The sequence below is a fragment of the Pantoea sp. V106_11 genome, assembly GCF_029967885.1.
GTDB lineage: Bacteria > Pseudomonadota > Gammaproteobacteria > Enterobacterales > Enterobacteriaceae > Pantoea > Pantoea ananatis.
Genome location: NZ_JASCAK010000003.1, coordinates 15,869 through 37,351, shown reverse-complemented (window position 1 = coordinate 37,351; position 21,483 = coordinate 15,869). Strand labels below are relative to the sequence as shown.

Annotated in this window: 19 protein-coding genes; 5 read left to right on the top strand and 14 right to left on the bottom strand. The window is 53.1% G+C overall.

Annotation, left to right across the window (positions count from 1 at the left end):
- Positions 1-16 precede the first annotated feature (16 nt).
- Positions 17-955, bottom strand: a complete 939-nt coding sequence (mdh, locus tag QLG08_RS00695; RefSeq protein ID WP_014594728.1) for a malate dehydrogenase — start codon at positions 953-955, stop codon at positions 17-19.
- Positions 956-1,507: 552 nt separating this feature from the next.
- Here mdh and argR point away from each other — a divergent pair.
- The 4 genes from argR (at position 1,508) to yhcN (QLG08_RS00675) (ending at position 3,440) form a co-directional block, all read left to right on the top strand.
- On the top strand, positions 1,508-1,978 hold the full coding sequence (gene argR, locus QLG08_RS00690; protein WP_013027416.1) for a transcriptional regulator ArgR: 471 nt from the start codon (positions 1,508-1,510) through the stop codon (positions 1,976-1,978).
- A gap of 494 nt (positions 1,979-2,472) precedes the next feature.
- Positions 2,473-2,736: a peroxide/acid stress response protein YhcN gene (gene yhcN / locus QLG08_RS00685; RefSeq protein ID WP_013027417.1), complete on the top strand. Its 264-nt coding sequence runs from the start codon at positions 2,473-2,475 to the stop codon at positions 2,734-2,736.
- Between the two features lie 74 nt (positions 2,737-2,810).
- Positions 2,811-3,083 (top strand): YdgH/BhsA/McbA-like domain containing protein, encoded by a 273-nt coding sequence (locus tag QLG08_RS00680; RefSeq protein WP_015699414.1) that lies wholly within the window; start codon positions 2,811-2,813, stop codon positions 3,081-3,083.
- A 93-nt stretch (positions 3,084-3,176) separates the two neighbouring features.
- Positions 3,177-3,440, top strand: a complete 264-nt coding sequence (gene yhcN, locus QLG08_RS00675) for a peroxide/acid stress response protein YhcN (protein WP_013027419.1) — start codon at positions 3,177-3,179, stop codon at positions 3,438-3,440.
- Between the two features lie 234 nt (positions 3,441-3,674).
- Here the strand turns inward: yhcN (QLG08_RS00675) and QLG08_RS00670 are convergent, their stop codons facing one another.
- The 6 genes from QLG08_RS00670 to aaeX form a co-directional block, all read right to left on the bottom strand.
- Positions 3,675-4,643 (bottom strand): Rpn family recombination-promoting nuclease/putative transposase, encoded by a 969-nt coding sequence (locus tag QLG08_RS00670; RefSeq protein WP_014594729.1) that lies wholly within the window; start codon positions 4,641-4,643, stop codon positions 3,675-3,677.
- A gap of 143 nt (positions 4,644-4,786) precedes the next feature.
- The gene (locus QLG08_RS00665; RefSeq protein WP_014604891.1) at positions 4,787-5,062 is read right to left on the bottom strand and encodes a hypothetical protein; all 276 of its coding nucleotides are present in this window, start codon (positions 5,060-5,062) and stop codon (positions 4,787-4,789) included.
- Between the two features lie 55 nt (positions 5,063-5,117).
- Positions 5,118-6,572 (bottom strand): NAD-dependent succinate-semialdehyde dehydrogenase, encoded by a 1,455-nt coding sequence (locus QLG08_RS00660; protein WP_014604890.1) that lies wholly within the window; start codon positions 6,570-6,572, stop codon positions 5,118-5,120.
- Between the two features lie 110 nt (positions 6,573-6,682).
- Positions 6,683-8,635, bottom strand: a complete 1,953-nt coding sequence (aaeB, locus tag QLG08_RS00655) for a p-hydroxybenzoic acid efflux pump subunit AaeB (RefSeq protein ID WP_013027423.1) — start codon at positions 8,633-8,635, stop codon at positions 6,683-6,685.
- 9 nt (positions 8,636-8,644) lie between these two features.
- Positions 8,645-9,577 (bottom strand): p-hydroxybenzoic acid efflux pump subunit AaeA, encoded by a 933-nt coding sequence (aaeA, locus tag QLG08_RS00650; RefSeq protein ID WP_015699409.1) that lies wholly within the window; start codon positions 9,575-9,577, stop codon positions 8,645-8,647.
- A 7-nt stretch (positions 9,578-9,584) separates the two neighbouring features.
- Positions 9,585-9,788, bottom strand: a complete 204-nt coding sequence (gene aaeX / locus QLG08_RS00645; protein ID WP_014594732.1) for a p-hydroxybenzoic acid efflux pump operon protein AaeX — start codon at positions 9,786-9,788, stop codon at positions 9,585-9,587.
- Between the two features lie 230 nt (positions 9,789-10,018).
- Between aaeX and aaeR the strand changes: the two genes are divergently transcribed.
- Complete coding sequence (gene aaeR, locus QLG08_RS00640; protein WP_013027426.1) at positions 10,019-10,936, top strand: HTH-type transcriptional activator AaeR; 918 nt, start codon at positions 10,019-10,021, stop codon at positions 10,934-10,936.
- 32 nt (positions 10,937-10,968) lie between these two features.
- Here the strand turns inward: aaeR and tldD are convergent, their stop codons facing one another.
- The 7 genes from tldD to mreB all read right to left on the bottom strand — a co-directional run bounded on the left by tldD (position 10,969) and on the right by mreB (position 21,205).
- The gene (gene tldD / locus QLG08_RS00635) at positions 10,969-12,414 is read right to left on the bottom strand and encodes a metalloprotease TldD (RefSeq protein ID WP_013027427.1); all 1,446 of its coding nucleotides are present in this window, start codon (positions 12,412-12,414) and stop codon (positions 10,969-10,971) included.
- Between the two features lie 65 nt (positions 12,415-12,479).
- Entirely contained in the window at positions 12,480-16,313 is a 3,834-nt protein-coding gene (gene yhdP / locus QLG08_RS00630; protein WP_282472767.1) for an AsmA2 domain-containing protein YhdP, read from the bottom strand.
- Between the two features lie 132 nt (positions 16,314-16,445).
- Positions 16,446-17,915, bottom strand: a complete 1,470-nt coding sequence (gene rng / locus QLG08_RS00625) for a ribonuclease G (RefSeq protein ID WP_013027429.1) — start codon at positions 17,913-17,915, stop codon at positions 16,446-16,448.
- 1 nt (position 17,916) lies between these two features.
- Entirely contained in the window at positions 17,917-18,498 is a 582-nt protein-coding gene (locus tag QLG08_RS00620; RefSeq protein WP_014594735.1) for a Maf family protein, read from the bottom strand.
- An 8-nt stretch (positions 18,499-18,506) separates the two neighbouring features.
- Positions 18,507-18,995 carry a rod shape-determining protein MreD gene (gene mreD / locus QLG08_RS00615; protein ID WP_006120976.1) on the bottom strand — a complete coding sequence of 163 codons (489 nt, stop codon included), beginning with the start codon at positions 18,993-18,995 and terminating at the stop codon, positions 18,507-18,509.
- Positions 18,992-20,014 carry a rod shape-determining protein MreC gene (gene mreC / locus QLG08_RS00610; RefSeq protein ID WP_014594736.1) on the bottom strand — a complete coding sequence of 341 codons (1,023 nt, stop codon included), beginning with the start codon at positions 20,012-20,014 and terminating at the stop codon, positions 18,992-18,994. Before mreC ends, mreD begins: the two co-directional genes overlap by 4 nt.
- 147 nt (positions 20,015-20,161) lie before the next feature.
- Positions 20,162-21,205 (bottom strand): rod shape-determining protein MreB, encoded by a 1,044-nt coding sequence (gene mreB / locus QLG08_RS00605; RefSeq protein ID WP_003855260.1) that lies wholly within the window; start codon positions 21,203-21,205, stop codon positions 20,162-20,164.
- Positions 21,206-21,483 lie beyond the last annotated feature (278 nt).

Here is a 21,483-nt window from a genome sequence, read left to right as displayed (position 1 = left end):
GTTCGGGCTGCGGGGGTTATTGCTTCACAAAAGCTTCGCCCTGCGCGATATCTTTTTTCAGTGTTTCCAGCATGCCATCCAGCGCCTGCTGTTCGAACGGGCTAAGGGCACCAACAGGCTTACGCTCCGCCACGCCGTTTTTACCTAACAGCAGGGGCTGAGAGAAGAAGCGGGCATGCTCGCCATCGCCTTCCACGTAGGCACACTCCACAACGTTCGCTTCGCCGTTTAAGGCACGTACCAGCGATAAACCGAAACGGGCGGCGGCCTGCCCCATGGATAACGTTGCTGACCCCCCACCAGCCTTCGCTTCCACCACTTCTGTACCGGCGTTTTGAATACGTTTGGTGAGGTCAGCCACTTCCTGATCGCTAAAGCTGACGCCCGCAACCTGGGACAGTAATGGCAGAATAGTGACGCCTGAGTGTCCCCCCACCACGGGCACGTTCACCTCGCCAGGCTGTTTGCCTTTCAGCTCAGCGACAAAGGTATTGGCGCGAATAATGTCCAGCGTTGTCACGCCAAACAGTCGATTCTTGTCATAAACACCGTGTTTCTTCAGGACCTCGGCCGCAATCGCCACCGTCGTGTTAACCGGATTGGTGATCACCCCAATTAACGCTTTCGGCGCTGTCGTAGCAACCTGCTCAATCAAATTACGCACGATGCCGGCATTGACGTTAAACAAATCGGCCCGATCCATACCAGGCTTACGCGCTACCCCAGCAGAGATGAGCACGACATCCGCACCTTTTAAAGCCGGGGTGGCATCTTCCCCACTAAAACCCTTAACGTTAACTGCGGTAGGAATGTGGCTGAGATCGACCGCGACGCCAGGCGTGACGGGCGCGATGTCGTAGAGAGAAAGTTCTGAACCTGCGGGAAGCTGGGTTTTGAGTAGAAGTGCTAGCGCCTGGCCTATGCCACCAGCGGCACCGAGTACGGCAACTTTCATTCATAACTCCTTATTAAGGTGGGGCAGAGAAGAGCCGAAATTCCATCTGTGTCAGACCTTAATCAACTGCTCAGGTGATGACGGGTATCCGAGACTATTTTACGCGCTAATGCCCGCAGTCTCGGGATTTTAAAACTTACTTATCATCGCTATATCGTCCTCATCCTGCGTTGCAGACAACGAGCTAACCTGTTTGCCGTGTCAGGGCTACCTCAGGTAAGCGCCGACGACGGTGACGGGATTTCTCTCCAACTGTTGCGCGGGAGTTGGCCGGTATCACCTGAAATCGACAACCTTGACGTCGGCAGACAGAGAACGGCAGTGTAAATTTTTATTTTCTTACCTCATCAATAATATAACAGCTTTGCAACCTTTGCCTTTCCAGGCTGTGAGCTGGGTTTTGGTCTGAGTAAATTCTTTGCTATTATCGCCGCCCGCCATGGATACCGCCCCGTTCAATTAACAACCAATTGCATAAAAATTCATTTATATGCATAATAATGACTTTGCTGCGGTCTGTTCCGCGGTTTTTCTTACATTTACTGGTAAATTATGCGAAACCCATCGAAACAAGACGATCTGATCAAAGCCTTCAAGGCTTTATTAAAAGAAGAAAAATTCAGTTCTCAGGGCGAAATTGTTCAGGCGCTTCAGGAAGACGGCTTTGAGAACATCAACCAGTCCAAAGTTTCCCGGATGCTGACAAAGTTTGGCGCGGTGCGGACCCGCAATGCCAAAATGGAGATGGTGTACTGTTTGCCTGCCGAGCTGGGCGTGCCGACAACAACCAGTCCATTGAAGAATCTGGTTCTGGATATTGACTACAATGATGCGCTGGTCGTGATCCATACCAGCCCTGGCGCAGCGCAGCTGATCGCTCGCCTGCTGGATTCTCTGGGTAAATCTGAGGGGATTCTGGGGACGATTGCGGGTGATGACACCATTTTTATCACGCCGGCACGCGCCTTTACCGTCAAACAACTTCACGATGCTATCCTCGTCCTGTTTGAACAAGAGCTATAGTCGTTCCCGCTAACCGGCAGCACATCGCCGGTTTATTCTGCCCGTTATCCCCCTCTTCCTTCTGTCAGCTCTCTTTCAGCCGATACGTTACTTTTCAAGGCATTACTCTTTAGCCGCGTCGTTTTCAGCGCATAAAATATTGGTCATACCCTTTGCCACCTTAAACATTACGCGCTATTTTACACTGCTTTACATTCAAATACTGGCGTCATCACCCAGACCAAAACAGATAAGCAGCCAGATCAACCATGATTTTTCGCACTAAAAGTTAAAGTAACGTATCTTACTGTTTTTATGCGTAATTACCCATCTGTAGTGGCATTTTAGCCATTTTTAATAACTTTTAGTTATTAAAAAATCCCAAATGGTTAAATTGCATCAACAAAACATTATTAGGCAGGTATTAATTTCTGCCGTTATTAGTCCTATACTTAGTTTCGTGATGTGAATCACACTAATAAAAAAGAAGAACAACCAGGACGAGGACATCTTTTATGAAAACTAAATCTACCATCGCTGCCTTGAGCATTTTATCTGCCCTGTCATTCGGCGCTTCTGCAGCAGATTATATTTCTGCTTCACAAGCACAAAATCTGCAGCCTGTTGGCACGGTAAGCGTGAGCGGTGTGGCCGGCGCGCCATCCGATATCAGACAGCAACTGAGCGATAAAGCCGATCAACAAGGCGCGAAAGCTTTCCGTGTTATTGAGGCCTATAACGACGGCAACTACCACGCGACGGCTGAGCTGTACAAATAAACTCGCAGGACCTGACAGGTAACCAGCGGTCCCAATGCGACCGCTGGTTAAACATCCTTACCGGAGAATGAATCATGAAAATCCAATTAACGATTGCCGCGCTGGGCGTGGCCTCACTGCTCTCTTTTGGTGCCAATGCCGCTAGCATGGTCACAAATCAGCAGGCGCAAGACATGAATCTGCAGCCGCTAAACCAAACAATTAGCGTAAGCGGTATCAATGGCGACCAGACCAACATCCGCCAGGTGCTGTCTGAGAAAGCGGATGCACAAGGTGCAGGCCATTACCGCGTGATTGAGAACAACCGTGACGATACCTTCCACGTCACCGCCGAACTGTATAAATAATTCATCTGCGGCAATGTTGCCGCCCTGACAAAATCGATGACCCGCTCTATGTATGCCATTCCGCAGGTTGTTGATTGCTATGAGGAATAAATCATGAACATCAAATCAACCATCGCAACGATGAGTCTGCTCTCCGTGATCGCTTTTGGCGCTTCAGCAGCGCAGCTCGTCACGGCCGATCAAACGCAGAATCTGCAACCTGCAGGAACCGTAAGCATCAGTGGCGTTGCGGGTTCACCTATCGACTATCGCGCCCAGCTGTCCCAGAAAGCGGATGAACAAGGCGCAAGTGCCTATAAAATTATTGAGGCTAATACCGGTGACAGCTACCACATCACCGCGCAGCTGTATAAATAGTTCCTCGTCTGACGTATGACGAACCCTTTAGCCCCGCTCGCCGGGGCTTTTTTTTGCCTGAAACGCGCGGTGAGTGAACTGTGACAGGGGGTAAGCAAAGGCAGCCTTCATCCGCCAATGTTAATCGACAGGATTCAGCGACATAAAACGACATGAGCAGAAGAAGTCTGGCTTACTCGGGGGATTAATGCGCTGTCAACAGTACCGTAAATCACAGACCTAAGGCGCAATATATCAATGGGCAATCTGCGCCAAATCATCGTCTGACAGTCCGGTCATCTCTGCGACAAGGCTGGGAGGCAAACCGTTTTGCAGCATTGTTCGCGCGATTTTTAGTGCAGCCGACCGTTCTCCCTCACTGCGGCCTTTCACCAGGCCACGTTGTTCACCAAGCTGAAGGCCCTCTTCCAGGCCCTTTTCCATCCCCTTTTCAATGCCTTTCTGCTCAAGCTGTTGTGCGATGGTCATCAATGCATCCTCATGTTGCGGCACCCGCTGCGCCAGCGTTCTGACGAAAAGGTCAGCGTCAGCGGTTTCGCCCGCCTGTAAAAGATAGTTTACCAACGATATAACCTGTGATGAAGAGAGATAACCCGCCAGTGTGACAGGGGCCAGCTTATCGATGAGTTCTGCTAAATCTCTTTGATGAATATGCTTTTGCAGCAGTGTTAATGCAGCCATGCTGCGGTGGCCGACAATCTCCTCATCAGGAATCACCGTCACGTCCACTAGCGGAAAAGCGTTGCTGTAGAGCCGACTGGCGAAGGCGGGAATCGAAAATTCGTCCAGCCAGCGGGTACTATAGGGATAGGGACTGCGTTTGCCACTGTAGAATAAAATCGGAATGACTAACGGGAGTTTTTTGTGCCCGGCATCCAGGTGCCGCTGCATTGCCGCAATGGCATAACGCATCAGTCTGAATGCCATATGCCTGTCAGGTGATGACTGATGTTCAATCAACACATGGATATAGCCATCATCGCGGCTTGTGGTTTTTAGACTGTACAGTATATCGCTAAAATATTGCCGTAAGTCCTCTTCCACAAAAGCGCCAGACTCCAGTTTTAACGTATCCAGATCGCACAGCGCGAGAAACTCTGCCGGAAGATGCAATGCCATAAAATCACGGGCAATGGTGGGCTGGGACAAAAATTGACGGAATGTCGCATCATGGGGCGTGGGCGTGCCATTTTTACTTTTCATGTAACCTGTCCTGATGATGAGGTGGCAGGTTAGCACGACCTGAAAATGCTCAGCGTCAGCAAACGGTGACGTTGCGAGAGCTCTCGAGGAATTTCTCGCACGTGGGCGACCCGATAATACACGTTAGTCGGTCTTCAACGCTGTTAACGCTCTATTACGTTAAATTGCAGTTGTCCTTCCAGCTCCTCTTCCGCCTCGTCGAACAGCAGAATTAAGGCTCCATATCGCCGCTTCTGCCCTTGTCCTAAATTCACAAACTCTATTTTCAGGGGGAGAGGTAAACCTTTGCAGACAATGATGTCCCACAATCCATCCAAATCACAGATGGCGTACGCCTTTAAAGCAAAGCGTTCGCAAAATTGCCGTAAAAAATGGGCCTGATCGACAATCTCATTAAAATCAAAACGCTCGACTCTCATACTGGCGACTCCCGTTATCCGGTTCTGGGCGGCCCTGCGCCGCCCGGATATTCATCTAACTTAACCCGCCGAGGTGCAGCGCTTTGACCTCCAGGTACTCATCCATCCCCAGTACCGATCCTTCACGTCCCAGACCAGACTCTTTCACGCCGCCAAAGGGGGCCAACTCTGTCGAGACCGCACACTCATTGATGCCAATCATTCCACTTTCGAGCGCGGCAGAGACCCGGAATACCCGCTGCAGGTTTTGCGTATAAAAATACGCCGCCAGCCCGTATTCCGTCTGGTTGGCACGACGGATAACCTCTTCTTCGTCATCAAAGCGGAAACAGGCTGCCACCGGGCCAAACGTTTCTTCCTGAGCCAGTTTCATGCCTTCATGTGCCTCAACAATGACCGTTGGCTGCCAAAAATTACCGCCCAGCGCGTGTCGCTGACCACCCGTCAGCACTTTTCCACCCTGAGCAATGGCATCTTTGACATGCTCTTCGACTTTTTCTAATGCGGATGATTCGATTAACGGGCCGACGACCACGCCATTATCCATGCCGTTTCCGACGCTAAGTTTATCCACTTCAGCGGCCAGTTGGGTCGTAAAACGTTCGTAAACTGCACTGTGAATGAAAAAGCGGTTAACGCTGACACAAACCTGACCGGCATTGCGGAATTTATTGGCGATGGCTCCCTGCACGGCTGCATCGATATCCGCATCTTCAAAGACGATATAGGGCGCATTACCGCCCAGTTCCATCGAAACCTTTTTCATGGTTTCAGCAGCGTTACGCATTAGCGTTTTCCCCACTGCCGTCGAACCGGTAAAGGAAATTTTACGTACGGCTTTGCTGGCCATAATGGCATCGCTAATGGCATGCGTGTCGCCTGCTACACCGTTAAGCACGCCATCAGGGATGCCGGCTTTTTTTGCCAGCGCCAGTAAGGCAAATGCGGAAAGCGGTGTATTATTCGCGGGTTTAATAATGCCTGTACATCCCGCTGCCAGCGCCGGGCCTAACTTACGTGTCAGCATCGCCATAGGGAAATTCCAGGGCGTGATAGCGGCGACGACGCCGACCGGCTCACGGGTTGCCAGAATGCGCGAGCCAGCTTTAGCAGGAGGGATGATTTCACCGTTAGCCCGTTTAGCCTGCTCGGCGAACCATTGAATAAAGCTGGCGGCATATTCCACTTCGCCTTCTGCTTCCTTGAGCGGCTTGCCTTGCTCCGTTGTCATTAACTCAGCCAGCCAGCGTTTATGTTCAATGATTAACCTATACCAGCGGTACAGCAGTTCTGAACGCCCCTTGGCGGTCTGTGCTCGCCACGCTGGGAAAGCATCCTGGGCAGCCTTTATTGCAGCTTCCGTTTCCGTTTTTCCTGCTTTTGCCACCTGAGCGACGACCTCGCCCGTGGCAGGGTTCGTCACGTCAAAGGTAGACGTGGTACGCAGCCATTGCCCGTTTACCAGATAGCCTGTCTGGAACAGTTCGCTGTCGTGCAGTGAAGAATGCATTAGGTGCTCCTGTCGGTTTGTCATCTGTCAGGAAAGTATAGATGGCAAAAATGACAGGTCAGGTAACACGGGGGATCATCATGGCCGCTAGCGCTTGCCGCGGCCATAATTCAGATTTGGACGAGCGTATTTTGATATTTTTTCAGCATCTCAGCCAGTCGCGTCACCGGCTCGGTCACGCTGGTTGGAGCGTCATAGTGCGCCAGCTTGTGCTGATAGACATCCAGCTCTTTGAGTAACCGTTCGAAATAGTAACGGCGCTTTTCGTCACTGCGTACCGAGATGATCCGATCCGCCGTGTGGCGCAGCTGGCGATGATACGCAGACAGATCGGCATTAACCGGCACATCGGCAGCACGTAATCGCTGATGACCAATGATTAAGGTCAGGGCAATGCGATATTTGTCGATGTCACCCGGGAACAGGTTAAGCAGTAAAAAGAGCTGCTGATAGAGTGCCGGAAGATGGTTTTCACGACGGCGAGCCTGGTTAGTGGTCATCGCCGAGACCGCCGCATACATGAAGCGGTTGAGCAATTTACGGCCCGTGCGCGCTTTGGACTTATCCCGAATCAACAGGATGACCATCAACGCAACGAAGCTGCCGATCCACTGTCCCAGCGCATTGTCGATAAACTGCGTAAAGTTGAACTGCATCGGATTATCCAGCACCAGCACGTTGATTGTGCCGACCATGGCTCCCAGCGTACCAATCTGCCTGCGCTGAATTAAAATGCCGGAAATAAACCCTAACAGGCCAATGGCAATGCACAGCAGCACGGCACTTTGTTGGGTGTTGGGCAAAATATACATGAAATAGAGTGCGCCCAGCGGGACCGCCACCGTCATACCGTAAACAAAGTCTTTAGCCATCATGAGCGGATTGGGCATGCGCATCGCCAGTGCCGTAATCACGCCCAACATGACCATACAGCCGCTACCTGATGTCCAGCCGGTATAGAGCCAGAACAGCGAACCGAGCGCAGTCGCTACAAAGGTGCGAACACCGTTAATCATCGCATGGTGGTTTTCAGCAGAACGCGCCTGAATCACGACCTCGCGCTGAAGAATCCCCTCCTCCAGCGCTGTGATACGGCCGTTACTTTTGATGCCATGCGTCAGCAACTGATATTCCGTTGCTGCCTCAACCCAGCTTTCCAGTGTCTCGGGGACCGTTTTACTGCTGACGGCAATTAACCGTCGCAGCGCTTTCATACGCTTGTGTACGTCTTCTGCCGTCGCTGCCTCTTTCTCCATTAACACACGATACTGCGTTGCAATGTAGTCAGGCCGTGAGTTTTGAATTAAAAAGGTTTCAGCCGCCTGGGTAATCATCGTCAGTGACAGAGTGTTCAGCATTTGCAGCCGTCGACTGGTATTCTGCCAGCGCGAAGACTCCATCATCAACTGGCTACGCATACTGCTGAGCGCCGTGGTACGCCGTACCAAAGCCCCCCAGGCTTTATCGACTTCTTCTTTGTCCTCATGCGCCACGCACAGCTGCAGCAACCTGTAATGCGCCACCAGCAGCGAGTCAACTTCAGCATCAATCACTTTTTTAATCGAACGTGGCGAGAAAATCATATCGGCCAGAATGGCGCACAGGATCCCTAAAATGATCTCGCTACAGCGTTCCACGGCATATTGCGGGACCAGCGTCAACCCACCACTGGCATTCGCCGTCACGACAATAATTAACGCGGTGTAACCAGCCAGTCCGAGCGCATAGGAGTTTTCAACCTTGATCAGCGAAGACAGCCATACGCAGAAACCCGCCCAAATACAACACAACAGCAACATGACTACCGGTGCGCGTACGGTCGCAATCATGATGACCAGCGCGGCGACACAGCCAATAAAGGTTCCGATGATACGAAGAATACCGCGATAGCGTAATGCGCCCGAATAGGGATCGCCGCCTGCCGCAAACGCCGTCCCGCCTGCCACAATGCCCGCCGTCATGACGGCCCAGCGGGGGGTTTCAAGGTTAAGATGAAAGCCGATCATCAGCGCCGCAACCAGCGCAAAAGTCAGCTTTATCGGGAACCGCAGGAACTCAGTCATAGCGTCCTCTTAACCAAACTCACGCAGACGGTTAAAGAAGGACATGATGGGCGATGTATCAGTATGCTGACGATCCTCTGTGCCAGTGATGACCACGGTCGCTGTCGTTCCGGCCGGATAGTGATTGCCGGGGTCCTGGTCAAGACGGATGCGAACCGGTACGCGCTGCGCCAGGCGTACCCACTCCAGGTTAGACTGGACCGTTGCCATTCCTTTACTGTCAACGCTGCTGCTGCTGTTGGTCACGCCTGCCGCGATGCTGTCAACCGTACCGCGCAGCGTCACATTGCTGCCCAATGGCGTGATCTCGGCCCGAAAGCCGGGGCGTACACCATGCAGCTTGGTCTCTTCGAGATAAGCCAGCACGTAAAATGAGCGCTGCTGTACCAGCGCCACGGCAACCGCTCCCCGCGTAATGAATTCGCCCTGGTAGACGTTCAGGTTCGTCACCCATCCATCTGACGGCGCGGTGATCGTGGTTCGTTCCAGGTCGATCTTAGCCAGATCGCGGGTAGCGACAGATTTTGCCAGTTGATGTTCACTGGTTTGCAGATCGTTGTTGGACTGCTCAATGGCTTCGCGTGACATCGCAGAGGTCCCGAGTCGGTTTCGACGTCCGGCCTCACGGCGTTTTTCATTAACCAGTGCCTGGTAATATTCCACATCAGCCTGCGCTTCATCTAACGCTTTTTGGTACCGTGGACGATCGACCACAAAGAGCGTGTCACCTTTTTTAACCCGTTGGTTGTCGTGAACGGGAACCTCGGTAATTAACCCGGTGACATCAGGTGAAATCGCGACCACATCGGCCGCAAACCTTGCATCGCGTGTCCAGGGGGATTCGGTATAGAACACCCAGGCACGGAATATGATAATGACGGCGATGATGACCAGCAGGATGGTGATCGCGTAACGCGCGATTTTTCTTATAAGCGTGTTCACGTAAACCTCAAACAAATAAACGGGATACCAGATAAAATACACAGCAGTAAAGGGCTGTATTGAAGAGTGCCGGATGCCAGACAAGATCGTAGATACCGCTGGGCGTCAGCACGCGTTTCACCATCCAGAACAGCATGAGCGAAACGATGAGTTCGATGAAAATGGGCGGAAAAGAGAGCCCAAACATGACAAATACCGGAAGTACACTCATTAAAAATCCTTAGTTCGATACGGCCGGGATAATTCACCGCCTGAAGGACGCAAACGCCTGCGCGCCATAAGCCACATCTGAACTACGGCTGACTTAATAATAGCGTATCATCGGGTGTTTTCAGGTAATGAAGCGTCGCCAGGTCATACCCCGGTCGACATATAGTAACGCGCTTAACTATACGTTTTCTACTGAATGTGATCTAAATCACTTTTTAGCAAGAGTAAACAATGGAACGACTCAAAGGTATGTCGATTTTTGCCAAAGTAGTTGAACTGGGTTCTTTTACTGCGGCCGCACGACAGCTTCACCTTAGCGTGTCATCAATTAGCCAGATTGTCGCCAAACTGGAAGATGCGCTGCAGGTAAAGCTACTCAACCGCAGTACGCGCAGCATTGGGCTCACTGAAGCCGGTAAAATCTACTATCAGGGCTGTCGCCGTATGCTGGCAGAGGCTAACCAGGTTCACGAACAGCTTTATGCCTTTAACAACACGCCGATCGGCGTACTACGCATTGGCAGCTCTTCCACGATGGCACAGAACGTGCTGGCCGGTATGACGAGCGATATGCTGCGTGATTACCCGGGGCTGAGCGTCAACCTGGTCACCGGTATTCCTGCGCCAGATTTAATCGCGGATGGGCTGGACGTGGTGATCCGGGTGGGCGCTTTAAAGGATTCGAGCCTGTTCTCGCGCCGACTCGGGGCGATGCCAATGGTGGTCTGTGCCGCTAAACACTATCTGACGCAGCATGGGACGCCGGAAAAACCTGGCGATATCACTAAATTTGCCTGGCTGGAATACAGCGTAAGGCCAGATAACAATTTTGAGCTGATTGCCCCCGAAGGCATCGTTACGCGTTTATCACCGCAGGGGCGTTTTGTCACCAATGACTCTCAGACGCTCATCCGCTGGCTTAAGGCCGGTAATGGCATCGCCTATGTCCCGATGATGTGGGTGGCGGATGAAATCAAGAAAGGTGAGATTGATATTTTGTTCCCGCAGTACCAATCTGACCCACGACCGGTTTATGCGCTTTATACTGAAAGAGACAAGCTGCCGCTGAAAGTGCAGGTTTGCATCGACTATCTGACGCAGTATTTCGAGCAGGTTGCCGAGCAGTACAAACAGCACCGCAAAAGCTAAAAACCCGCCAGTTGGCGGGTTTTGCGTCTCGGTCAGGCGGTGCCGCCGATTGTCAGCTTATCCAGCTTGAGTGTGGGTTGCCCCACGCCTACCGGCAGGCTCTGTCCTTCTTTACCACAGACGCCAACGCCTTTATCCAGCGCCAGGTCGTTGCCGACCATCGAAATTTGCTGCATTGCCTCGATACCGGAGCCGATCAATGTCGCCCCTTTTACGGGTTTGGTCACTTTGCCCTTCTCAATCAGATAGGCTTCCGAGGTGGAGAACACAAATTTTCCGGAAGTGATATCGACCTGACCGCCGCCGAAGTTAGGGGCATATAATCCGTACTCCACGCTTTCAATGATGTCCTGCGGCGTGGATTTACCGGCAAGCATATAAGTATTTGTCATACGCGGCATCGGCAGGTGCGCATAGGATTCGCGACGACCATTACCGGTGGGATTCACCCCCATCAGACGGGCATTCAGCTTATCCTGCATATAGCCTTTCAATACGCCATTTTCGATCAGCACATTGTATTGCCCCGGCACGCCTTCATCGTCGATAGCTAACGAACCCCGCAATCCATCAATCGTGCCGTCATCGACAACGGTGCACAGATCAGAAGCGACCAGTTGGCCCATCTTGCCGCTAAAGACCGATGTACCACGGCGATTGAAATCACCTTCCAAGCCGTGACCTACGGCTTCGTGCAGCAGTACGCCCGGCCAGCCAGCGCCCAACACCACGGGTAAGGTTCCTGCAGGCGCAGCCACCGCTGACAGATTTACCAGCGCCATGCGCACGGCCTCACGAGCCCAGGCATCGGCCCGCACCTCGCCGTTCTCATCGGCCAGGAAAAAGGCATAGCCGGTACGCGCACCGCCGCCGCTTGAACCGCGCTCACGCTTGCCCTGATCTTCAACCTGGACGCTGATGGACAGACGAACCAGTGGGCGGACATCGGCGGCTAAGGTGCCGTCAGTGGCGGCAACCAGGACCTGCTCATAGACGCCAGTCAGGCTGGCATTGACTTCCTGAACGCGGGGATCGGCAGCACGTGCGACCTGGTCTACACGATGCAGAAGGGCTATTTTATCTTCACGGCTCAGGCTACCGAGCGGATCGACCGGCGCGTACAGCGAGCGGTTAACTACGGCCGACAGCGTCTGTGCCTTGCCGTTGCCTTGTTCACGCACAATGCTGCGTGCCGCTTCAGAAGATAAACGCAATGCATTCAGGGTAATTTGGTCAGCATAGGCAAAGCCGGTTTTTTCACCGCTTACGGCGCGTACGCCCACGCCCTGATCGATATGGTAGGACCCGTCTTTAATGATTTTATCTTCCAGAACCCAGGATTCATGGAAGCTGGACTGGAAATAGAGATCGGCATAGTCCAGACGACGTTCTGAAAGCTGCCCTAACAGGGAAAAAAGGTCCTGCTGATTAATGTTGTTAGCAGTTAGCAACTGCTCACTTACCAGATTCAGAGTCATCGTTTCTCACTTAATATGTGCTCGGATAATCATAGCCTGCGGCAATTATGTTACGCCGTCAAATATCACTTGTTATAGGTTTCGCGTGGTTTACGCATTACTTCATCAATTTCAGGCTTATCCAGCGGCCCGCTGATGTGATAACGCAGCACGGAAATCTTACTCCAGAGCGGCCCCAGCACCTTGCTGGCAGCAAATACCGCAGCGCCCACCACCGGATTGATGGCAAACGCAGCCGCTACGCCGACTGAGGCTGAGATTTCTGGCGTGACTATCGCTTCCATATCAATGCGGCGCTTCACCAGGTCCATATTCCCCTGCATGGCGATATCCGCTTCCAGCCCATCGACAAGCAGGTTATCCGTGCGTACGACGCCATTTTCAATCCAGGCGGTGCCGTTGATGGCGTCGAAGTAGAATCCTTTGTTAAAGGTATCGCTGAAGTCAAAACGCAGTTTGCGTAACAGCGCATCAAAGCTCAGCAGACGCAGGATCTGTCCCGCAGCGCCGGTATCCACATCACTGATTTGCCCTTTGCCAAAATGCGTTTTTAATGTGCCGCTCAGCGTTTCCGCTGCAGGCTGCCACGGTGCAGAGCGCCAGTGCAGATCATAATCAATCTTGAAAGGCGCATCCCGCAGCGGTGTATTTACGCCAAACCAGTTGGTGGCGTTATTGATGTTGCTACCTTGTAATGTGCCTTTCAATGAGGTTCGCTGGTCGTCTGGACGATTAACCCATTCGCCCTGAATATTCAGGCGCGAGGTGCCGGTGTCAACCAGTCCGTTAGTGAGTGCTAACGTACTTCCATTGGGCTGCAGTCTGGCGTTCACCCGACCATACTTCTGCCCCAACAGCCAGCATTCTGTACACTGCAGCTGTAAGGCAGGCCACTGACTAAAATCGATCCGCTCGCTCTTTTGTCCCAGCGGTGAAGTCGACGCGCCTTTTTGATCGGCCGTCGCCTTCCATTCTGGATTGTAATACAGGTAATCCAGTGCAATCTGCCACGGGGCCGAAGGTGAGGTCGTTAACTGGCCTCTCAGCTCATCGGCGTTGACCTTCACCCGGGTCTTACCACTCATTTCCTGAGTGAGAGAGGTATCAACGTTATGCCACTGTTGCCCGGCCAGAGTCACAGAAGGACTGCGCAGGATAATATTGCCCGGCAGCGTTGCGCCGCCCACCTGATGCTCACCCGTCGTCGAACGGGTTGATCCGCCGTCGCCGGTCGCGATCAATGCCGCCCAGGCTTCGCCATCCAGCGCCGGCAGGTTCAGCACCATTCCCGATCGGTCTGGCAACGTCGGTAGGGTTTTTGTATCGTTAAGCCAGATGCCCCGATCGACGCGCAGTGTGGGTTCCAGCAGCCAGCGGCTGTTGAACTTATGTCGTTCATCCACGCTACCGCTGAGATCAAAATGCGTTAAATCGCCTTTAGCATTGACGGCGATCGGCAGGCTTTCGCCCGCTTTTTTATCAAGCGGCGAAGGTAAGCGACTACTTACTTCTTTTCCGTCACCTTTCAAGGCTACGTCATAACGCGCGCCGCCCTTGTGCGGTAAGGAAACGTTCACCTCACCCTGCCAGGGAAGATGCCCGGCCAGTTGGGTGCCAATCTGAGGCGGCATTCCGGTGATTTTTGCCAGCTGCCAGTCAGCAAGCAACTTTACGTTAACGCCAAAATCATCGGGGTTTTCTTTCGTACTAAAGCTGACATTGAGTGGCTGACCAAACCAGTTAGCCTGCATCTGATCGCTTTCGAGATTGCCGTTGTCATAACGAAACTGTCCTGTCAGATGCGTCATGGTGGTGTTAAGCGGCTTGATATGCAGGCTGTTATTGTTCATCACCACATCACCGCTGGCGTGAACATCCTTACCATCCAGCGGAATATCAAGTTTGAGGTGGCCCTTGGTCAGACCTTTAATCTGTAGCTGCTCCAGCGCCGCGCCCAGCGAGGACTTAAGTGGCGTGTGCTGAAAGTATTCGCCAATTTCCTGCCCATCACCGCTGATATCGCCATTGATAATCAGCTTTTCCTTCATGTAATCAGGAATGACGGCGCTGACGTTGCGGGCATTAACCTCCCCCAGTTTTGCCAGATGAGCCTGCATCCACAAACCGTCATTGAGAAAGTTAAGATCGATATCGAGATTGCTGATATCCGGCCAACCCGGCTGGAAGCCATAGGTAGCCTTGCGTAACGGTACCCAGACCTGAAACATGCCGTCGTTGTGCTGGAAGGGGAAAAGCGCCGGATTGCCGTTGAACAGCAGCGTGGCATTGTCGACCCTGCCCCCTTTTACGGCACCGCTCAGATAGCGCGTAAGTGAATGCCCCATTAACGGCGTTGGGAAATAGCGCCAGGCATCGCCCGCGTCAGTAACGTTGATCCCGGCCAGGATATCCAGCTGAGGATGCGTATCGGTATTTTGCTGATAACGGAAATCGCCATGCGCCCAGAGTGAACGCGCCTGTACATCAAGATCCTGACCTGCCAGAGTCAGTCCGTGTTGGTCACGCAGCCAGTTCATGCTGCCAGTCACCTTCTTGATCTCTAACGGGGCCTGGAACATATCACCATAGGGCACCGTAGCCTGACCCATCGCAATCCTGGCCTGTCCGTTATTCAGGCTGCCTGCTGCCTCGCCACTTAAATGACTGATTCCCGGAACCAGTTTCCAGTACTGCCAGCTGAAATCTCGCCATTTAACCTGAAAGCGTGTCTGCTCAGGCTGCTCAACAGGAATATCCAGGGCCAGCCCGTCAATGGTGCCGCGAGGTCGCAGTGCTCGCCAGTTATCAAACAGCGCCGGTGACAAGGGCGCAAACAGCGGCACCAGGGGGGCAATATGGTCCAGCGCCAGTTGCGTCGCGCGAACCCGTACCTCAGCCTCGCTGTTGCTGCCCAGCATCTGCGTGTCCTGAGGTTGCCAGAGTAGCGAAAAATGACCAGCGGGCCAGGCGTTACCGTCTGTGCTGAGTTTGGTTTGCGGCACATTAACCACCCAGCCATTTTTGTAACGCGACAGATGGGCAGTAAGGTTATCAACGCTCAGCGTATGTGGGCCGCTTTCGCCCTGCCAGCTTGCGCCGCCCCGACTTAACAGCAGATCGCCGGCATAGACGTCGCCATCGCGCAAATTAACCCAGGCCGCCAGACTGAATCGGGCACTGTCAAGACGCGTATTATCCCGCACCCAGCGGCCCAGCCAGGGGCGCATATCAACGTCATCAGCCTGCATCCAGATACGACCATCGTTGAGTAAGCCACCGCTGTCTTTCAGGTCGAGACGGACCTGCACCACGCCGTGCTGGCCGGTAAAGCTCGACAAGCTGACTTCACCTTCAGCCCGATGCCGGGTGTTTTCATTCAGCCATGTCAGTTTCGGTATCGCCAGTTCAGCATGTTGGCCGGATGGCGTGATAAAACGAATGGTGCTGTCACGCAGGTCAAAGTGATCGAACTGGCGCAAAAACAGATCGTTAACCTGGGTGAGTTTGAAACTGTGCTTGTCATTGTCACTGGTTAACAGAGGCTGTGTGCTGTAGAGATGTAACTGCCAGAAGGTAAGATCGCGGAACTGCCAGCGCCAGTGAAGCAGTGACTGCCAGACGTCCAGTGCCACGGTGATACGCGCGATAGAGAGCGACCCCGTCTCTTTCATATCGACGTCTAAATTGCGGATTTGTAGCGTGGGCCCAAAATTCTCCCACTTGCCACGTAGCTCACTGGCTTTCACGTTGACGCCGCTGGCGTCAGAAACCCACTGAAGGACCTGACTGCGGTAGGCATCGAGATGCGGCATCGCCAGACGTAGCGCGCTGACGAGCAGCGCCACAATCACAACGACTGTCGCGAGCAGCAGTAACAGAATTCTTGGCAACTGCCTCACTCACACCTCTCCTTGTCTACCGTTAACGACGGATGGTTGCTGCTCATACCCGGCGTCCTATGACATAGCGGTATGGGTTCACATTTTACCCTAAAATGTGCAGTCAGGCATCGTCAGCCCGACCAGCCAGTATTACATCATCACCACGTCAAATTGTTCCTGGGTGTAAAGCGCTTCGACATGCACCTTTACCTGCTTGCCCACGAAAAGCTCCACTTCGGCCAGCGCATGGGACTCATCCGTTTTCAACGCTTCACCTACGGTTGGCGAAACATACACCAGGAAACGATCCGAATCATAAGCATGGTGCACGCGGACGATTTCGCGCATGATTTCATAGCACACGGTTTCAACCGTTTTCAGCGTGCCGCGCCCTTTGCACACAGGACAGTCTTCGCACAGCACGTGCTCAATGCTTTCGCGCGTGCGCTTGCGGGTCATTTCCACCAGCCCCAATGCGGAAAAACCGCTGATACCGGTCTTGACCCGATCTTTATTCAGCGCCGTTTCCAGTGAATGCAGTACGCGACGACGATGATCTTCATTACTCATATCAATGAAGTCGATGATAATAATGCCGCCAAGGTTGCGAAGCCTTAGCTGACGTGCAATGGCCTGAGTGGCTTCCACGTTGGTATTAAAGATCGTCTCATCAAGGTTTCGGTGTCCGACAAAGGCACCCGTGTTGATGTCTATTGTCGTCATCGCTTCAGTTTGATCGATGATGAGGTATCCGCCAGATTTGAGTTCAACTTTACGCTCCAGCGAGCGTTGAATCTCATTTTCAACGTCGAACAGATCGAAGATGGGCTGCTTGCCGTTGTAAAGTTCGAGCTTGCTGGCCATCTCGGGGATGTATTCGCTGGTAAACTCGTTAAGTAAATCACAGGTCAGCCGCGAGTCTACGCGAATGCGGTCAAGGGCTGCGCCGGCAAAGTCTCGCAGAATACGCTGCGCCAGCGCCAGTTCGCCATAAAGCAGGCAACGTGTCTGGTTACGTTTTTTCCGCTCGCTGACTTTGGTCCACAGACGTTTCAGAAAGGCGGCATCCTGTGCCAGCTCTTCTTCGCCAATGCCTTCGGCTGCCGTGCGAATAATAAAGCCGCCCAGATCGTCGCAGTAGTCAGCCACCACCGCTTTGAGACGCTCGCGTTCTTTTTCACTGGCAATACGTTGAGAAACCCCGACGTGCGCAGCACCAGGCATGAACACCAAATAACGGGAAGGCAATGTGATATCCGTAGTCAGGCGCGCGCCTTTTGTGCCAAGCGGGTCTTTCACTACCTGCACGACCAAATCCTGCCCCTGACGAACCAGTTCTGCGATATCGCGTACGACAAAATTTTTCTTTTCATCGCCTGCGACACATTCCGTATGCGGCATGATGTCAGAAGCATGCAGGAAAGCGGCCTTGTCCAGTCCGATATCCACAAAGGCCGCCTGCATGCCAGGCAGCACGCGACTGACGCGTCCCTTGTAGATATTGCCAACGATGCCGCGTCGGGCTTCACGCTCAATATGGATTTCCTGCAGGATGCCGCCGTCGATATAGGCGACACGCGTTTCAGCAGGCGTAACGTTAACCAGTAGTTCAGCCGTCATGTTAACCCCTTACGGCACGCAGTGACTGAAAATGGTCGATCAGCTCCGCTGTCTCAACCAAGGGCAATCCGACCACCGCGTGATAACTTCCATTGATTTTACGAACAAAGTTTCCGCCCTTCCCCTGAATGCCGTACGCGCCGGCTTTATCCATGGGTTCACCTGTTGCGATGTAATCGGTAATGTCGCGCGCGGTTAAGTTACGAAATGTCACCTCGGTTACCACCAGGCAGTCCAGCACCTGCTGACGATCGGCGAGGGCAATTGCGGTCATGACCTGATGGGTTTTCCCGGAGAGTTTACTGAGCATGGCGCTGGCATGGTCGGCATCGTGCGGTTTTTCCAGCACTTCTCCATTGAGCACGACAATGGTATCCGCGCCCAGCACCGGCAGATCGTGTTGGGCAATCAGCGTACCGGCTTTCGCTTTGTCATGCGCCAGGCGGCGGACATAAACGTCTGCCGCTTCATGGGGCTGACGCTGTTCTTCAACGTCAGTGATGATGCGCTCAAAGGTCAGACCCAGTTGGGTCAGCAGCTCACGTCGACGGGGAGACGCGGAGGCCAGATAAAGGGTTACCATAAATTTCCTTATTGAACAGCGAACTGACGGCGGATCTTTCTCATTAATAAGAATAGCCACGGCCAGAGAATCCCGTCGACAACACTGCTCCAGAAAATTTCAGGGCGGAATGAGACGTTGATCACCAAAAACTCCGCCCAGAAGACGATCACATCCATTGCTAATGACAGCACCATAACCATTAACGCCTGCTGCCACAATGCTAAGTTACGGAATAACTGGAATTTAAATGCGACCAGATAGGCGATGATGCTCAGCGCCAACGCCCGAACGCCGAGCGTCGAACCCGCGATTAAATCCATAATCGCTCCCAGCAGAAAACCACTTCCGACGTTGACACGGTGCGGTAGCGCCAGAACCCAATACACGAGAATCAGCAATAGCCATGATGGCCGGAACATATAGATCTGTTCCGGCCACGGCATGATTTGCAGAATAAAGGCCATAAGGAAGGACAGCCAGATAACCCATCGACCCTGGCTGCGATATCGACTCAATTCTGGCCTCCGCGTGAGCGCGAAGCGGAACCCTGTGCGGCGCTTTCGCTACTGCCCGAAGCCGGAGTGGTGTTCTGCGCTGAAGGCGCAGGAGGGCCCATTTCACCGGCGGGAGGCAGAACCTGCGGCATCATTTGCATCAGCCGTTCATTAGCTACCCGATGAACATCGTCAGGTGCCATCGGCATCTCGCCTTTGCGATCCGCGCCCCACAGCAGCAGCAGGTAACGCAGACGTTGCAGACCCGCGGTGGGATGCGCCTGAATGACCGTGTAGGCGCGCTGTGTGTCAACCTTGACCGATGACACAACACCCACCGGATAGCCTTCAGGGAAACGGCCACCTAAACCAGAGGTGACCAGCACGTCACCAACGCGAATGTCAGTATTGCCCGGCAGATGCTCCAGCTGCAGATCTTCCGTACAGCCATTGCCCGCTGCGATGACACGAATGTCATTGCGCAGCACCTGAATAGGCAGCGCATGTGATGCATCACAAATCAACAGAACACGGCTGGTGAACTGGCCTACGGCAATCACCTGACCGACCACACCTTTATCACTGATAACCGGCTGGCCTTCGTATACGCCATTCGCACTGCCCTTATCGATCACGACCTGATCGGTGTAAGGATCGGTGCCGGTAGAGATCACTTGGGTCACCATCTTGTGCTCGTCCTGACGCAGTGGGGAACCCAGCAGCTCGCGCAGGCGCGCGTTCTCCTGCTTATATTGCCCCAGCATGAGCAGGTCGCTGTTCTTCAGAAAAAGCTCTCGACGTAACGCTTTATTTTCCAGTTCGAGCTGCTGGCGAGAAGCCAGCGTGTCTGACACGCCATCAAGTAGCTGGCGCGGCCCGTTGGCCAGGAAGTAAAACGGACTGACCGACGTGTCCAGATAGTTGCGTATTTGAGTAAATGAACTCACGCGACTATCAGCGATGATAATGGCAATCGCCACAATCACCGCCAGAAATAGACGCAATTGCAGAGAAGGCCCTCTGCTAAAAATCGGCTTCATATAATCTGCGTGTTCCTCGACTACAAGGTAAGAAAGTACGGGCGGGCCGCACTTTCCTGGGCTGGTCACATCATACCGATGCACGCAGCGCCGGTTTACACGCTACTCCCTGCGCACTGTTACAACGATTCCAGCCGGTTGAGGCAATTATTCTTCGCTGAATAAATCGCCGCCATGCATGTCGATCATTTCCAACGCTTTACCGCCACCGCGAGCCACGCAGGTCAGGGGATCTTCCGCGACGACCACAGGAATACCGGTTTCTTCCATCAGCAGGCGATCCAGGTTACGCAGCAGCGCACCACCACCGGTCAGTACCATACCGCGCTCGGAGATATCAGATGCCAGCTCCGGCGGGCACTGTTCCAGCGCAACCATGACTGCACTGACGATACCGGTCAGAGGCTCTTGCAGGGCTTCAAGAATCTCGTTGGAATTAAGTGTAAAGCCGCGTGGCACACCTTCCGCCAGGTTACGTCCACGCACTTCAATTTCGCGCACTTCATCGCCCGGATAAGCCGAGCCGATCTCATGCTTGATGCGTTCTGCCGTGGCTTCACCAATCAGTGAACCATAGTTACGGCGCACATAATTAATAATGGCTTCGTCGAAACGATCACCGCCGATACGGACGGATGACGAGTACACGACGCCGTTCAGGGAAATAACGGCGACTTCAGTGGTACCACCACCGATATCGACGACCATAGAACCCGTTGCTTCGGAAACCGGTAGGCCAGCACCAATCGCGGCCGCCATCGGCTCTTCAATCAGGAAAACTTCGCGGGCGCCAGCGCCCTGGGCCGATTCGCGAATCGCACGACGTTCAACCTGGGTAGCGCCAACTGGCACACAGACCAGCACGCGCGGGCTTGGACGCATAAAGCTGTTGCTGTGAACCTGCTTAATGAAGTGCTGCAGCATTTTTTCCGTCACAAAGAAATCGGCGATAACGCCATCTTTCATTGGACGAATAGCTGCGATATTGCCTGGCGTACGGCCAAGCATCTGTTTGGCGTCATGACCTACTGCCGCCACGCTTTTTGGTGAACCGGCACGATCCTGGCGAATAGCAACCACGGAAGGCTCGTTCAGCACGATGCCTTGTCCTTTTACATAAATCAGGGTGTTCGCGGTACCCAGGTCAATGGACAAGTCATTTGAAAACATGCCACGAAATTTTTTAAACATACTAAAGGATAATCCTGCAAGCTGGAGGCGGAAAATAAAATCCGCTTACTTTACCAACCACACGAAGCTGCCACAAGGCGCAAAAACGTTCTGCTTCGGTGAAAAATTAGACTGCATTCGCTTTACATCATTTATGCCTGTTACGCACACGAGCGGAACAGCGATACCACGGCATCAGAGCGGCATGTTAAAGAATTTTCTTAACTTTACTCCGACATAAAATCTAACATTTCAGGCGCATTATTCTGCCTGTTTATTGTCACATATTCACCAAAAGC